Origin of the sequence: Mycolicibacterium alvei (genome assembly GCF_010727325.1) — a bacterium.
GTDB classification, from domain to species: domain Bacteria; phylum Actinomycetota; class Actinomycetes; order Mycobacteriales; family Mycobacteriaceae; genus Mycobacterium; species Mycobacterium alvei.
This window is the reverse complement of the sequence record NZ_AP022565.1, coordinates 3,135,309-3,150,592: the sequence shown is the minus strand read 5'-3', so window position 1 is coordinate 3,150,592 and position 15,284 is coordinate 3,135,309. Positions and strand designations below refer to the sequence as shown.

At 68.2% G+C, this 15,284-nt stretch carries 9 protein-coding genes; 6 read left to right on the top strand and 3 right to left on the bottom strand.

Annotated elements, in window-relative coordinates:
• Nucleotides 1–177 precede the first annotated feature (177 nt).
• Entirely contained in the window at nt 178–399 is a 222-nt protein-coding gene (locus tag G6N44_RS15110) for a hypothetical protein (protein ID WP_163665286.1), read from the top strand.
• Nucleotides 400–465: 66 nt separating this feature from the next.
• Here G6N44_RS15110 and G6N44_RS15105 read toward each other — a convergent pair whose 3' ends face one another.
• From G6N44_RS15105 to G6N44_RS15095, 3 genes are all read right to left on the bottom strand, one after another.
• On the bottom strand, nt 466–3,339 hold the full coding sequence (locus G6N44_RS15105; protein ID WP_163665284.1) for a heterodisulfide reductase-related iron-sulfur binding cluster: 2,874 nt from the start codon (nt 3,337–3,339) through the stop codon (nt 466–468).
• Between the two features lie 148 nt (nt 3,340–3,487).
• Nucleotides 3,488–5,980, bottom strand: coding sequence for an isoniazid response ATPase/transcriptional regulator IniR (gene iniR, locus G6N44_RS15100; protein ID WP_163665282.1), 2,493 nt, complete (start codon nt 5,978–5,980; stop codon nt 3,488–3,490).
• Nucleotides 5,981–5,990: 10 nt separating this feature from the next.
• A complete protein-coding gene (locus G6N44_RS15095) occupies nt 5,991–7,784 on the bottom strand; it encodes an Hsp70 family protein (RefSeq protein ID WP_163665281.1) in 1,794 nt (597 codons plus the stop codon).
• A gap of 197 nt (nt 7,785–7,981) precedes the next feature.
• Between G6N44_RS15095 and G6N44_RS15090 the strand changes: the two genes are divergently transcribed.
• The 5 genes from G6N44_RS15090 (at nt 7,982) to G6N44_RS15070 (ending at nt 15,259) form a co-directional block, all read left to right on the top strand.
• Nucleotides 7,982–8,530: an Rv0340 family IniB-related protein gene (locus tag G6N44_RS15090; protein WP_163665279.1), complete on the top strand. Its 549-nt coding sequence runs from the start codon at nt 7,982–7,984 to the stop codon at nt 8,528–8,530.
• Nucleotides 8,531–8,815: 285 nt separating this feature from the next.
• Entirely contained in the window at nt 8,816–9,946 is a 1,131-nt protein-coding gene (locus G6N44_RS15085) for an IniB N-terminal domain-containing protein (protein WP_163665277.1), read from the top strand.
• Between the two features lie 96 nt (nt 9,947–10,042).
• Nucleotides 10,043–11,905, top strand: a complete 1,863-nt coding sequence (iniA, locus tag G6N44_RS15080) for an isoniazid-induced dynamin-like GTPase IniA (RefSeq protein ID WP_163665275.1) — start codon at nt 10,043–10,045, stop codon at nt 11,903–11,905.
• A gap of 42 nt (nt 11,906–11,947) precedes the next feature.
• Nucleotides 11,948–13,438, top strand: coding sequence for a dynamin family protein (locus G6N44_RS15075; RefSeq protein ID WP_163665273.1), 1,491 nt, complete (start codon nt 11,948–11,950; stop codon nt 13,436–13,438).
• A 30-nt stretch (nt 13,439–13,468) separates the two neighbouring features.
• Complete coding sequence (locus tag G6N44_RS15070) at nt 13,469–15,259, top strand: Hsp70 family protein (RefSeq protein WP_163665271.1); 1,791 nt, start codon at nt 13,469–13,471, stop codon at nt 15,257–15,259.
• Nucleotides 15,260–15,284 lie beyond the last annotated feature (25 nt).

The window sequence follows — 15,284 nt, the reverse complement described above, 5'->3', positions numbered from 1 at the left end:
GGTCACCGCCACACGTGCAGTTCCTGCAATTCGGGTACGAAGCCACTGTGGATTCGCTTGGGTGGCCTCGCCCCCGGCGGAAATGTGGGCAACCATGACTGCTGACGGTATGTCGACTATTTGCCCAGGTCAGAGGGTATTTGAAGCGGCAAAAGCTAGACAAGGTTGGTAATCCACATGGCACGAATCAACACCCTGGCCGCGGCAATCGGCGGCAGTGCCGTCGTCGCGATGGGCATTCTCGCCCTGACCCTGGGCGGACCGCATGAGAGCCCAACGGCCATCGCGTACGGCGGATCGATGACCATCGGTCAAACCACCACGGTCACCTACACGGGAACGGTCTCCCCCGCCTCCGCGGCGCCCGCCGTCAAGGCCCCGCCCTACGGCAAGCACTGACCTCCCCGAATACGCCGAACGGCCACCCCCTTGCGGAGATGGCCGTTCGGTGCGTCAGGGACGTACTCAGCGCTTACCGGGACGCTTGACGCCCGGCTTCATGCCAAGGCCCACCGCCGGGGTTTCCGGCTTGGCGGGCTCGGCAGGAGCTGCGGTCGGTGCCTCGGCTTCCGGTTCCGGCGTCGGCTCGGCGGCAGGGGCCGCAGGGACTGCGGGCGCAGCCGCGGTGGCCTTCTTGGCCCCCGGACGACGTGCGCCTGCGGCGATGCCCAGACCCACCGCCGGGGTTTCCGGCTTGGCCGGTTCGGCCGGTGCCGCAGCAGGTGCTTCGACAGCAGGTGCTTCGGAAGCGGGTGCCGCCGAGGCCGCGGGTGCCGCGGTCTTCTTGGCGCCGGGACGCTTGGCGCCGCCGGCCATGCCCAGCCCCTTCACCGGAGCCGCGGGAGCGGCTGGTGCTTCGGCAGCGGGTGCCGCCGAGGCCGCGGGTGCCGCGGCCTTCTTGGCGCCGGGACGCTTCGCGGCGCCGGCCATACCCAAACCGGTGACCGGCTTGGTGGTGGCGGCAGTCGCCGTCGCGGCGGGCGCCTCTGCGGCAGCCGCAGGTGCGGCTTCTTCCACGGCGGGCGCCGCGGCTTCGGCCTTGGCCTCTACTTCGGCGCGTGCCTCGGCCCGCTTCTCGGATTCCTTTGCCGCCGTGCCCTTTTCGGGCAGCTTGAGGCCACTCTTGTCCAACGAGTTCAGCAGCAGCTGAGCCACGTCGAGCACTTCGGCCTTCTCGACGTTGCGGGCAGCGGCGACGTCGTCGACACCGTCGGTGATCATCACGCGGCAGAACGGACAGCCCGTCGCGATGGTCGAGGCGGTGTCCATGGCCTCTTCGGTGCGCTCCACGTTGACGCGCTTGCCGATGTGCTCTTCCATCCACATCCGCGCGCCACCGGCACCACAGCACAGGCCGCGGTCGGCGTGGCGGGGCATTTCCTTCAGCGTCACGCCGGAGGCCTCCACCAGCTCGCGCGGAGCCTCGTAGACCTTGTTGTGACGGCCGAGGAAACACGGGTCGTGGTAGGTGACCTCGGGCCCGCCGGTGGACTTGACCGGCACCAGCTTCTTGTCCCGGACCAGCCGGTTGAGCAGCTGCGTGTGGTGCACGACGGTGTAGTTGGCACCCAGCTGCGGGTACTCGCGACCGATCGTGTTGAAGCAGTGCGGACAGGTCACGACGATCTTGCGGTCGACGGTCTCGACACCCTCGAACAGCTCGTTGATGGTCTCGACGTTCTGCGCGGCCAGCTGCTGGAACAGGAACTCGTTGCCGGAACGGCGAGCCGAGTCACCCGTACACGTTTCGCCGGTGCCCAGCACCAGGAACTTCACGCCCGAGGCGGCCAGTAGTTCGGCGACGGCCTTGGTGGTCTTCTTGGCCCGGTCCTCGTAGGCGCCGGCGCAGCCGACCCAGAACAGGTACTCGAAGCCGTCGAAGCTCTCCACGTCCTCGCCGTAGACCGGGACGTCGAAGTCGACCTCGTCGATCCAGTTGGTCCGGTCCTTGGCGTTCTGGCCCCAGGGGTTGCCCTTGGTCTCCAAGTTCTTGAACAGCACGCCGAGCTCACCGGGGAACTCCGACTCGACCATGACCTGGTAGCGGCGCATGTCGACGATGTGGTCGATGTGCTCGATGTCCACGGGGCACTGCTCGACACAGGCGCCACAGTTGGTGCAGGACCACAGCACGTCGGGGTCGATCACGCCGCCCTGTTCGGCGGTGCCGACCAGCGGGCGTAGCGCCTGCTCGGGGCCGGACCCGGCGATGCGGACGAAGCCGTCTTCGGGGACGCCGTGGCCGTGCAGGCTGTCGCCCAGCGTGGTGAAGTCGACCGAGCCCTCTTCGGGCATCGGCTTGCCTTCGATGATGTAGGGCGCCTTGGCGAACAGGTGATCGCGCAGGTTCATCATCAGCAGCTTGGGCGACAGCGGCTTGCCGGTGTTCCATGCCGGGCACTGCGACTGGCAGCGACCGCACTCGGTGCAGGTCGCCATGTCGAGGTTGGCCTTCCAGGTGAAGTCCTCGATCCGGCCCTTGCCGAACACCGCGTCTTCGGCGGGATCCTCGAAGTCGATCTTGTCGCCCTTGTTTTCCATGGGCAGCAGCGGGCCGAGGCCGTCGGGCAGACGCTTGAAGGTGACGTTGATCGGGGCCAGGCCGATGTGCAGGTGCTTGGAGTGCAGCACGATCAGCAGGAAGGCCAGCATGACGCCCAGGTGGGCCATCAGTCCCAGGCTCTCGATCCAGACGTTGGCGGTGTGGCCCAGCGGGGCCAGTAGCGCGGCCATGGCGTCGGAGAAGAACGCGCCCGACTGGTAGGGGAAGTTCTCACCGAGCACGTTGACGGCCGCACCGCGGAACACCGCGTAGGTCGCGATCACCAGGAAGATCATGATCAGGATCGTCCAGGCGCCGCCGTTGTGCGAGCCGTAGAAGCGCGACTCACGGCCGAGCTGCTCGGGGTTCTTGCGGATGCGGATGATCGCGAAGACGATGATGCCGGCCAGCACGGCGACGGCGAAGAAGTCCTGCAGGAAGCCCAGCACGGCCCAGCGGCCGACGAACGGGATATGGAATTCGGGGTTGAACAGGACGCCGTAGGCCTCGAGGTACACCGTGGCGAGGACGAAGAAGCCCCACATGGTGAAGAAGTGCGCGATGCCGGGGATCGACCATTTCAGGAGCTTCGACTGGGCGAAGACTTCCTTGTTCTGATTCAGGAAGCGCTGGACGAGATGGTCTTTGCGGCCACGCTCGTCGCCGACCTTCTGTCCCGAGCTGATCAGCTTGGTCAGCCACAGCACGCGCTTGCCGGCGAACACCAGCACGACGAGCGTTGCGAGCACACCGAGAATCAGTCGCGACACAACCAGCGTGTGTTCGAGACTCTCCACAGAAACGCCTCCATTCGGATGTTACCCGTGAGTAACTTGGGCACAGTTACCCGTCGGTAACTTAGCTTCCTTCTGCTCATAGTGACATTTAGGTGTTTCTCGCCGCTACCGAGGCTTACCTAACTTTGAGATTGCTGTGGTATGGATCTCAGCCCGGCGGCGCCAGCATGGCCCGCAACATCGACAGCATCTCGGTGCGGGATTCAGCCCCCAGGCGCCGGCGAATCCGGGCGACATGGTGCTCGACGGTCTTCGCCGAGATGAACAACTGACTGCCGATGTCCCGGTAGGGCATCCCGAGCAGCAGCAGTTCGGCCACCTCCCGCTCGCGGTCGGACAGCTTCGTAGAGGATGGAGCGGGCGCCTGGCGTGCGCTCCCGGTCGGAGGCTCCGAGCCCAACACGACCTCCTCGACCGCGCTGGTCTGCTTGAGATCGCGGGCCAACTGCAACATCGCCTGGGACACCCGGGCATCCGGGGTCTGCAGCGCGGCCTGGCTGGCCAGCCGGGTGCCGTCCCAGGTCAGACCGAACTGGGACAGGGCCCGGGCCGCGGTGGTGACTTCATCGGTGTCGACGTGATTGGCCAGCACTCGCAGCCAGGTGCGCCCGGCATTGGCCAGTGCCCGGGCGAAGGCACTCTGACTTGCCGCAGCGGTCAGTGCCTGTCCGTGTGGGGCGACGGCTCCGGGTGAGTTGGCAAGGATCCCGGCGTGCACCCCGGCCCAGTGCAGCGGCACCGACCACAACACCGGATCACCCAGCCCGGCAAGCAGGCTCCACGCCTCGGACAGCGTATGTTCCAGGCGGTCGACCTGACGCATCCTGGCGCCCGCCACCCACAACTCACCCAGTGGCAGCAGTGAGAACAGGTCGATCGAATACTCGGCGAGCACTTCGACCGCGGCATACCAGTGCTTCTGGACGGCGCCGCTGTCCCCGCTGCGTCGGGCGATCGCGGTACGCAGCGCTGCGGCCCACAACGCGTCGCGGCGGTGCAGATCCTCACCCGCTTCGGCGGCGGCAGCATCCGCGCCGGCCGCACCGAGCTGGCCGTCCTGCATCTTCACCCAGCCCAACAGCAGGCGGTGGCGCGCCGCACTGAACGTCTCCTCGCCCGTGCCACCGGCCCGGACCGCGCGGCCGATCACACTGCGTGCCCGCACAGAGTCGCCGCCGTGCAGGGCGGCCAACGTGACCAGCGCCGCCGGGGTGTCCGGGGCGACGCCGCCGGCCTGGTGTTCGGACGTGACCGCCTGCCCCAGCCGGGCCACGGTCACGGCGAACGGCTGATCCAGCGACAGCACCAATCCTTCGGCCAGGCTGCGGGCGGCGCGCGCCGTCGAGGTGGGTGGTCCGGCCACCTCCGAGCGCGACGACGCCCGCGCCGCATCGGCGTCACCGGCGGCCAGGAAGGAGGTCACGGCGGCCGAGCTGATCAAGGTGTCCGGATAGGGACCGAGCCAACGGAACAGGTCGGCGGCCTGGGCCGCGCCGCCGTCGTGCATGGCGACGCTGCCCGCGACCCGCACCGCGGTGGCCCGTTCGGACGGGTCCTCGGAGCTGAGCAGTTCATCGGCCATGCGGGCCGCGGTGGTGCAGTCTCCGGCCAGTGCCAGTGCATCGGCGAGTCGGGTGCTCACCGCGGTGGCCCCGGCGGTGACCGCCGCGCGGTAGAGCCGGGCCGCCCGCGCCGGCCGGGCGCGATTGTGGGCGGCGTGTTCGGCCAGTGCCTCGGCCAGCCGGTCATCGCGCAATCCGTGCTCGGCCAACCGCACCGCGAGGTCGGCAGACAACGTCGACAGCTCGAGTTGCGAAGTGAGCAGGGAGGTTTCGATCTCGTGATGGCGGGCGGCACCGGCGATCTGGGCAAGCGATTCATGCAGCAGTCGCAGGAACCGCCGGTCGTGGGACGGCTCCACCAGCCCACCGGCGCGGGCCCGATCCACCAGGGCCGACGCCTCGGCACCGGTCAGTCGCAGTGCCGCCGCGACGTCGTCGGGGCCGAGATCGTGGCTCAGCGACAGGATCAGCAGTGCATCGCGGGTGGCGTCGTCAACCCGGCGCAACCGCTGCAAGAGTGCGAACCGTGCCGCGTCGGTCGGTGCCTCGACCGCGTCCGCGGCCGCCCGCAACAGGAACGGCAGCCCCGCGGTTGCGGCGAGAACCGATCTCACGGTTTCGACCGTGGCCGCAGACCCCGGCGCCGTGGTCAGTATCCGGCCCACCTCCGCGGCGGGCAGGGGCCCGAGTCGCAGCACCGGGTTCTCCCGCTCCAGTGCGGTGGTCAACGCCTGCAACGACGGGCGGTGGGTCAACGGCTCGCAGGCCACCACCACCACCGTCGTCGCAGTATCTGCGACTTTTTCTGCAAGGCAGTCGATTTCGGCGTCGGTCAGCTGGTCCGCGTCATCGACGACGAAGGCCGCCTCAGTCTCGTCGCCCGGTCGCGGTGCTCGGGTCAGCACAGTGCGGCCGCCGTCACGCAAGGCGCTGCGGATCTGGGCGAGCACCGTGCTCTTCCCGGTTCCGATGCCGCCGGACAGCAGCAGCTTGACCGGGTCGGCCGGATTGGCCAGCACCGCATCGATGGCTGATCGTGCCGCCACCGGAAGCTCCGGAACGATCTCCGGCGCCGTCATCAGCCTCTGCCTAGGCTTCGCCGTCCGGGGCCTCCGCGGCCGCGGAGGTCGTGATCGGCGCCTGAGAGGTGGTCGGCGGGTTCGTCGTCGGCGGCGCCGTGGTGGTGGTCGGCGGTTGGGTGGTGGTGCGAGTGGTGGTCGTGGTGGTCGGCTGCGTGGTGGTCGTGGTTGTCGTCGAAGTGGTCGTGGTGGTTGTCGTAGTGGTCGGACTCGTCGTCGTGGTGGTTTCCGGCGCGGACGTCGTGGTCTCGGGAGGAGGCGGCGGAGGCGCGATGACCGTGGTGGTCTCGATCCCGTCCGGTCCCTGGGTCACGGTGGTGATCGGTTCTGGTGGCGGGCCTTCCGGGGAGGGGCCCATCGAATAGGTGGTGCTGGTTTCGGTGACCGGCCCGGAATCTCCGTCCGAGCTGGTCAAGGTCACCGCGAGACCACCGGCGGCCAGCAGTGCCGCCGCGGCGGCCGCTCCGAACAGAATCGGCGGGCGCTTGTACCAGGCCAGTGGCGCCGGCTCGGCGTCGTACATCTCTTCTTCATGACTGAATGCAACGGGTGGCCGCGCCCCGGTCGCGCCCCCGGCGGTTTCGTATTCGCCGCCCGCGTAGGGCACCGGTTCATTTCCGGGTGCGTCGTCCTGGGACCAGGCCAGGGCGCCCGCGTCCGCGTCGTTGGCCGACGGCTGCGCCACCGTGGCTCCAGCCGCCCAGGCAGCCGGACCGAGGCTGGTCGGAGCCATGCCGGTCGGGGCGTCGGCCGCCGCCACTTCGGGGGCCATGCCGGTCGGTGCACCGGCGTCGACGACTCGTTCGGCGACGAGTGCGGCCCCCACCGCCACATCGAGTTGGGGTCGCGGGGTCGTCACCACCGGTGCGCGCAACCGCTCGGACAGTCGCTGTGTCACCAGGGGAATTGCCGCTCCGCCGCCGACGGTGGCGACCGCGTTCACACTCGACAACGCAATGTTGTTGCGCTGCAATGTGTCTTCGATGACATCCAGTAGGCCGACCAGCGGTGCGGACATGAGCTGCTCTAGTTCTGGCCGGGTGATCCTGACATCAGAGTTGAACCCGGGCAGGTCGGTGGGAATCGCCGTCGCGGTCTCGGCGGACAACCGCTCCTTGGCCTGCCGGCATTCGGCCCGCAGTCTGTTGAGCGACCCGACCGCCGCAGTGCCCGCCGGATCGGCGTCGCCGGCCGCCGCGACTCCGCTGAGCACATGGCTGAGCAGTGCCTGGTCGACCTGGTCGCCGGAGAACTCGGGATAACGAACCGTCGGTCCGATAGTGGCGAAGTCGGCACTGGCGTCGGCCAGCGTCACGCTGGTGCCGCTGCCACCGAAATCGCACAACACCACAACGCCGTCGGCGGGCAACCCCGGATCGGCCTGCAGCGCCGCCATCGCGGTCAACGAGTCGGGCACCAGGCCCGGCGGAACTCCGCCGGGCGACAGTGCGGGCTTGTTGCGCAGGGCACCGCGCAACGCGTCGACGGTGCTCGGGCCCCAGTGGGCCGGTACCGCGATCACCACGGGTGCACCGCCGCCGGCGGCGCGGGCCATCACGTCCAACGCCTCGGCCAGCACCAGTTCGCCGCGGTGCTGGGACCCATCGGCAGCGACAAGAGGTACCGGGTCGCCCACTCGTTCCACGAAGCCGGCCAACGGCAACCCGCCGCCGGTGTACTCGCCCACCTCCGGTGCGCGGTCGTTGTGCAGCGTGAAGATCGATCGGCGGATCACCGGTTGGCGGCCTTCGCGGGCTGCCACCAGGTTGGTCATCCCGATCGACAAGCCCAGTGCGTCGGTCATCAGGCGTCACTCCTGTTGTCTCGGCCGACCCTCACCCTAACTGCTGAGGCCGCCAAGGCCCGGCATTGTTCCCCTAGTGGCGTCAATCCCCTAATGTCCACCCCCCTAATGGCGGACGGGCAAGGGTGGGTTCGGCACCGATCCCAGCACCCTCACAGCTGGCTAACATTCGAAGCGAACTGTTGAGGAGGTGGAGCATGGCGAATACATTGCTGGACTTCGTGATGTCGCTGGTGCGCGACCCCGAAGCCGCTGCCCACTATGCCGCCGACCCGGCGCAGGCCATCGCGGATGCACATTTGACCGATGTGACCAGTGCGGACGTCAATAATCTGATTCCGGTCGTATCCGAGTCGTTGTCGACGGCCGGCACCAGTGGAGTGTTCGGTGATCCCGGTGTCGCCGACCCGGGCGGCAACGTCTGGGCCAGTGGCGCGGCGACGGCAGCATTCGACGCCTTCGGCGATCATTTGCCCGTCGATGCCCCCAACCATGCCTGGGATGCGGCGGCGAGCCAGGTCATCGATCAGGCGGACTCCCTGGACCAGGTGGTCTCCTCAGTACCGACCATCGACGATGGCGGCCTCGTGAATCAGTCGCTCGACGAGGTATCACTGCAGCTCAACGAGCCCGCGATCGAGGATGCTCCGATCTTCGACCAGGCCCCGGCCCCCGACTGGGCCCACCCGGTCGTCGACGACCAGCAACACACGGACAGTGGCGCGGGATTCGACATCTTCGACTGAAGTCACCCGGCATTCCAATAAGCGCGCGACCCATGCGGTCGTGCGCTTATTGCGTTTCACCTGCATAAACGTCAATAGAATCGGGGGTTCCCACCCATGCCCCTACGTATCCCCTATGCCCCTATTGGGGTGACCCCCTGCACCCCGGGTGGGGGCGATACGGGGAGGGGAATCGACCCCGTTTCCGGCGCCGCCGCGCACCCATAAATTTGTCTTCAGATCGCCGGACAGCCCGGCGGGGGACTTCGGAAGAAATTCCCGACAACAACCGAAAGGGTTGGAGCAATGGCAATCTCTCTGATCGACTTCATCCTCGACCTGTTCCGCAGCCCGGCCTCCGCAGCATCCTTCATCACCGACCCGGACGGCAGCCTGCGTGACGCCGGACTGCCGAACGTCACCGCGGCCCAGCTGCACGCCGTCGCGGCCACCGCCGCCCCGGCCGGTGTCCTGCTCGGCGGCGGCAACCCGGTGCTCGGCCTGCAGCGCGCGGTTGCCGACCACCACAGCATCCCCGGGCAGTTCGCCAGCCAGGTCGCGTCGCCGTTCTCCCCGCAGACGCAGTTCGCGCCGGAGGTGGCCAGCCGCAACAACACCGATTTCGCCAGCCACAACGACACCGACTTCGCCAGCAACAACCACACGCCGATCATGAGCCCCAACCAGGACGCCGGCGCCAACGCCCAGCAGGGTGCGTTCAACCTGGGATTCGGTGACATCACCCTCGGCGACAAGAGCACCAACACCGCCACCAACGGCGGCGTGGTGGTCGACGGCGAGAACAAGGGCGACATCGTCAGCGGTGACGGCGCGGTGCTCGGCGACGGCAACACCATGAACAACGGCGACATCCTGGCCGGTTCCGGTTCGCACGTCGCGGTGGGCAAGGACAACGCCATCGAGGACAACTCGCAGCACGCCGGCGGTGACGTGGTGTCCGGCAACGACGGCCCGGTGATCAAGGACGTCGACATGAGCGGCGGCCACGGCGGTGGCGCGTCGGGCGGCGACAGCCTGATCGGTATCGGCAGCGGCGGTGCGTCCGGTGGCGACGGCGGCAACGCCGGCTCGATCATCCTCACCGATGCCTCGACCCACGCGGTCGGTGGCAACCAGACCACGGTCGACGGTGACTACGGCAGCCGCAACACGCAGGACAACTCGACGCACACCTCGGTCCAGACCGAGACCACGCACAGCGTCGAGGACAACTCGTCGAGCTACACCTCGAACATCGGGTCGGGCAACGACACCGCGTTCGCGTCGAACAACGACACCGCGTCGCACAACGACACGTCCTTCGGGTCGCACAACGACACCAGCTCGGCGCTGGGCTCGGGCAACAGCTACGAGTCGCAGTCGCACACCGACGTCGCGTCGCACAACCCGATCGAGACCGGGCTCGACGTCTTCTGATCCGATCCGCACAGGGGCGGGGGCCATCCGTTACGCGGGTGGCCCCCGTCCCGTTCGCGCGCCTACCGTTGAGCCCGGCATGCAGGAGGGACTTCCATGACGCAACCCAACGACACCAGGGCCGGCGGCCCGGCCCGACCGGTCAAGGTGATCGTCGAACTCATCGACCACACCAGTACGATCGCCGCCACGTACGACCGTGGCGACCTGGTGGAGCGTCTGCGGGTGGCGAAGGAGCGTATCAGTGACCCGCAGATCCGCGTGGTCATCGCCGGCCAGCTCAAGCAGGGCAAGAGCCAACTGCTGAACTCGCTGCTCAACATTCCGGTGGCCCGGGTCGGGGATGACGAGTCCACCGTGCTGGCCACCGTCGTCTCCTACGGTGAGCAGCCGTCGGCACGTCTGGTGGTGGCCCGGCCCGACGGGGCCGAACCCGAACTGGTCGACATCCCGCCGTCGGAGGTGACCAACGACCTGCGTCGGGCCCCGCAGGCCGGTGGCCGTGAAGTGTTGCGGGTCGAGGTGACCGCTCCGAGTCCACTGCTCAAGGGTGGGTTGGCATTCGTCGACACCCCCGGTGTCGGCGGGCTGGGGCAGCCGCACCTTTCGGCGACCCTGGGCCTGCTGCCCGACGCCGACGCCCTGCTGATGGTCAGCGACACCAGTCAGGAATTCACCGAACCGGAAATGACCTTCATCCGTCAGGCGATCGAAATCTGCCCGCTGGCAACGATTGTCGCGACCAAAACCGACCTGTACCCGCACTGGCGCGAGATCGTCGGCGCCAACACCGCCCACCTGCAACGGGCCGGGATAACAACCCCGGTCACCCCGGTCTCTTCGGTACTGCGCAGTCACGCGATCCAGCTCAACGACAAGGAACTCAACGAGGAATCGAACTTTCCGGCCATCGTGAAGTTCCTGTCCGACCGGGTGCTGACCCGCGAGAGTGACCGCATCCGCGATCAGGTGGTGGCTGAAATCCATTCGGCCGCAGAGCATCTGATCTTGACGGTGAACTCCGAGCTGTCCGCCTTCACCGATCCGGGTGAACGTCAGCGGCTCACCGCCGAGCTGGAACGCCGCAAGCAGGAAGCCCAGGACGCCCTGCAGCACACCGCGCTGTGGCAGCAGGTACTCAACGACGGCATCTCCGACCTCACCGCCGACGTCGATCACGATCTGCGCAACCGCTTCCGCAACATCACCGCACACGCCGAGAAGGAGATCGACACCGGTGACCCCACCCTGCACTGGGCCGAGATCGGCTCGGAGTTGGAGGAGGCGGTCGCGACCGCTGTCGGCGACAACTTCGTCTGGGCCTACCAGCGCGCCGAGGCACTGGCGGCCGAAGTGGCCCGCACCTTCACCGAGGCGGGTCTGGAGGCGGTACAGCTGCCGCAGATCGACGCCCGCGACATGGGGGCCGGATTCGGGGAGATGAAATCGCTGGCCCGGCTGGAGGCCAAGCCGATCAAGGCCGGGCACAAGGTCATCACCGGTATGCGGGGTTCCTACGGCGGCGTGCTGATGTTCGGCATGCTGACATCCTTCGCCGGGCTCGGCATGTTCAACCCGCTGTCGTTGGGCGCCGGTCTGGTGCTGGGCCGCAAGGCCTACAAGGAGGACATGGAGAACCGCATGCTCCGGGTGCGCAGTGAAGCCAAGACCAACATGCGCAAGTTCATCGACGACGTCGCCTTCGTCGTCGGCAAGGAATCGCGGGACCGGCTCAAGGGGATCCAACGGCAACTGCGCGACCACTACCGCGGCATCGCCAACCAGACCACCCGCTCGCTCAACGAGTCGCTGCAGGCCACGCTCGCCGCGGCGAAAGTCGAGGAGACCGAGCGCAACGCCCGGGTCAGGGAACTGGAGCGCCAGCAGAACATCCTGACCCAGGTCATCGACCACGCCCAGCGTCTGGCCGTCGAGGCCCCATTAGGCTCCAACAGTTAGTTTCGATTTGGTTGTCGGGTTGGAAGGGTTGGACTCCGTAGCGTGAGCACGGCCGATCAGGTGCGCTCGATTCTGGGCGGCACCATCAAGGCGTACCGGGGTGATCCGGCTTACCGGAATCGGCCCGACGTGCACAACGAGCTCGACCGCATCGGGCGCCGGCTCAACCAGCCGATCCGGATCGCGTTGGCAGGCACGCTCAAGGCGGGCAAGTCGACGCTCGTCAACGCGCTGGTCGGCGAGGACATCGCGCCCACCGACGCGACCGAGGCCACCCGTATCGTCACCTGGTTCCGGCACGGGCCCACCCCCAAGGTGACCGCCAACTACCGCGGCGGGCGACGTGGCAATGTGCCGATCGCGCGGGATCCCCATGACCGGGGTCTCACCTTCAGCTTCGCCGGGCTGAACCCCGAGGACGTGGTGGACCTCGACGTCGAGTGGCCGGCCGCCGAGCTCATCGACACCACGATCATCGACACCCCGGGAACCTCGTCACTGTCGCGGGACGTCTCCCAGCGAACCCACCGACTGTTGGTCCCCGAGGACGGCGTCCCCCGCGTCGACGCGGTGGTGTTCCTGCTGCGCACCCTCAACGCCGCCGACATCGCCCTGCTCAAGCAGATCGGTGAGCTCGTCGGCGGATCCTCCGGTGCACTCGGCGTCATCGGGGTGGCTTCGCGGGCCGACGAGATCGGTGCCGGGCGCATCGACGCGATGATGTCGGCCAAGGATGTCGCCAAGCGGTTCACCGAGGAAATGGACAAGACCGGCATCTGCCAGGCCGTTGTCCCGGTGTCCGGACTCCTCGCACTCACCGCCCGCACCCTGCGTCAGAGCGAGTTCGTCGCGCTGCAGAAACTTGCCGGCATCGAACCGGCTCAGTTGACGAAGGCCATGCTTTCGGTGGACCGGTTCGTGCGCGAGGACAACTCACTGCCGGTGGACGCAGCCACCCGCGCGGCGCTGCTGGACCGGTTCGGCATGTTCGGCATCCGGATCTCGATCGCGGTGATGCATGCCGGGGTGTCCGACTCCGTCGCCCTGGCCGACGAACTGCTGGAACGCAGCGGCCTGATCGCGTTGCGCGATGTGATCGACCAGCAGTTCGCGCAACGTTCGGAGCTGCTCAAGGCGCACACGGCGCTGCTGTCGTTACGGCAGTTCGTGCAGCGCAATCCCATTTATGCGACGCCCTACATCCTCGCCGACATCGACCCGCTGCTGGCCGACACGCACGCTTTCGAAGAGCTGCGACTGCTCAGCCTGCTGCGTTCCCGCCCCACGACGCTGAACGAGGACGAGATGGCCTCGCTGCGCCGCATCATCGGCGGCTCGGGCACCGACGCGGCCAGCCGGCTCGGGCTGCAACCCGACGCGCCGTTCGACGGGCCCCGGTCGGCCTTCGCGGCGGCGCAACGCTGGCGGCGGCGGGCTGACCATCCGCTCAACGATCCATTCACGACGCGGGCCTGCCGAGCCGCGGTGCGTAGCGCCGAAGCGCTGGTCGCCGAGTATTCGTCGCGCCACTAACGAATTGGACCCCTCCGTCGACATACAGGTATGCGTGATTGCCTGGGGTTGTCCGTGGGGGCGACCAATCTGGTGGCGATCGCCGACCACACGCCGTTGATGCGGCGGGCCGTGCTCACGGACGGGTTGGTGTTCACCGATTTCGTGGGACGAGTGGGTGACCCGGTGCCACTGGTCGCGGCCGACGGCTCGACGCATCGTGCGGAGCAGTTGTTGGCCGGTGCCGTCGAGGCGCTGACGCGTGAGGCCAGCCCGGCGCATCGTCCCGATGTCTCGGTGTTGGCGGTGCCCGCACATTGGAATGCCGGGGCTGTGCAGGCTGTGCGGGGTGCACTACCCGGCGTCCGGATCGTTCCCGATTCGGTCGCGGCGTTGACCGCCATCCAGTCGTATCCCGGCCTGCCCGCGCGCGGCGTCGTCGCCCTGTGCGACTTCGGCGGCTCCGGCACCAGCCTCACGCTGGCCGACGCTTCTGCGGGCTTCGCCACCATCGGGGAGACGGTGCGGTACCTGGACTTCTCCGGCGATCTGATCGACCAGGAACTGCTGCGCGGCGTCCTGAATGCTCTGGATGCCGAACCGGCCGGCACAGCAGCGGTGGCCGCATTGACCCAGCTGCGGGAACAGTGCCGCGACGCCAAGGAACAGTTGAGCTCTCGGGCGGCTGCCAGCGTGGCAGGGGCTGGCGGCGCGATCAGGATCACCCGTGCCGAGCTGGAGGCAGTGGTGGACCAGCCACTCGGCGGGGTGATCGAGGCCATGCTGGACCTGCTGCGCCGCAACGGGATTCACCCGGCACGGCTGGCGGCGGTGGTCACCGTTGGCGGCGGTGCGCGGATACCCCTTGTTACTCAACGGCTTTCCTCGACCTTCCGCCTTCCGGTCACCACCGTGCCGCAAGCTCAGGTGATCGCCGCCGTCGGCGCCGGACTGCTGGCCCGACGCGGAGTCGACGAGACGGCGACGCAGGTGGCGGTTGCTCCTCCGGTATCGACGCCCGGGTTTGGGACCGCCACGGTCGCGGCCTCTGCGCTGGCCTGGTCGGCGGAGGACTCGGTGGCTGAGGTTGCCGAGTTCGTTCCCGAATCGGTGACCGACGATTCGGCCCGTCCCGAATTCGTGTTCTCCGAACCGCCTCTGGTGTCTGCTCCGGTGCGCCTTGCCTGGTATCGGCGCGGAGGCGTGGTGGCCTACGCGGCGGTGTTCCTGGCCGTGGTCGGCACGGTCGGCATGGTGTTGTCGGCGCGGGCCGATCGGCTCGACGCCGCAGTCGAAGGATTATCGGCGCCGCAAACCGTTCCGGCCGAGTCGCCGTTGGTCCAGGCCGTACCCGCACCGCCCACCCGGACCGTGGTCGTGCGTGATCCATCCTGGCCGGGGCCCGCAGCGGCTGCTCCCGCGCAGGCTGCCGCGCCCCAACCGGCCGCCGCACCGCGGTTGGTGCAGAGCGGGCAGAGCGCACCGCTTGCCCCGGCCCCGCGACAGGCAGCCCCGGCGCCACAGGCGCCCCGACCGCGGCCGGCCGCTCCTGCACCTGCTCCGCTGCCCGCGCCTGCACCCGTTGGGCTCCCGCCGATCCCGGTGCCGCCATTGGTGTTTCCGCCTGTGACGCTTCCACAATTGCCGATCCCGACGTTCAAGCCGCCTGCGCCGAGCCCGACGCCTACGCCGTCGCCGACTGCCACGCCTGAGCCGACTGCCACGCCGTCGCCCAGCCCTTCGCCGTCGCCGACCGCCACGCCTGAGCCGACACAGACGCCAGAGCCGACTGTGGAGCCGACGCAGACCCCCACGCCCACATCGGTGGCGCCGTCACCCTGACGCGGCGTGGACTTAAATCTAGGAT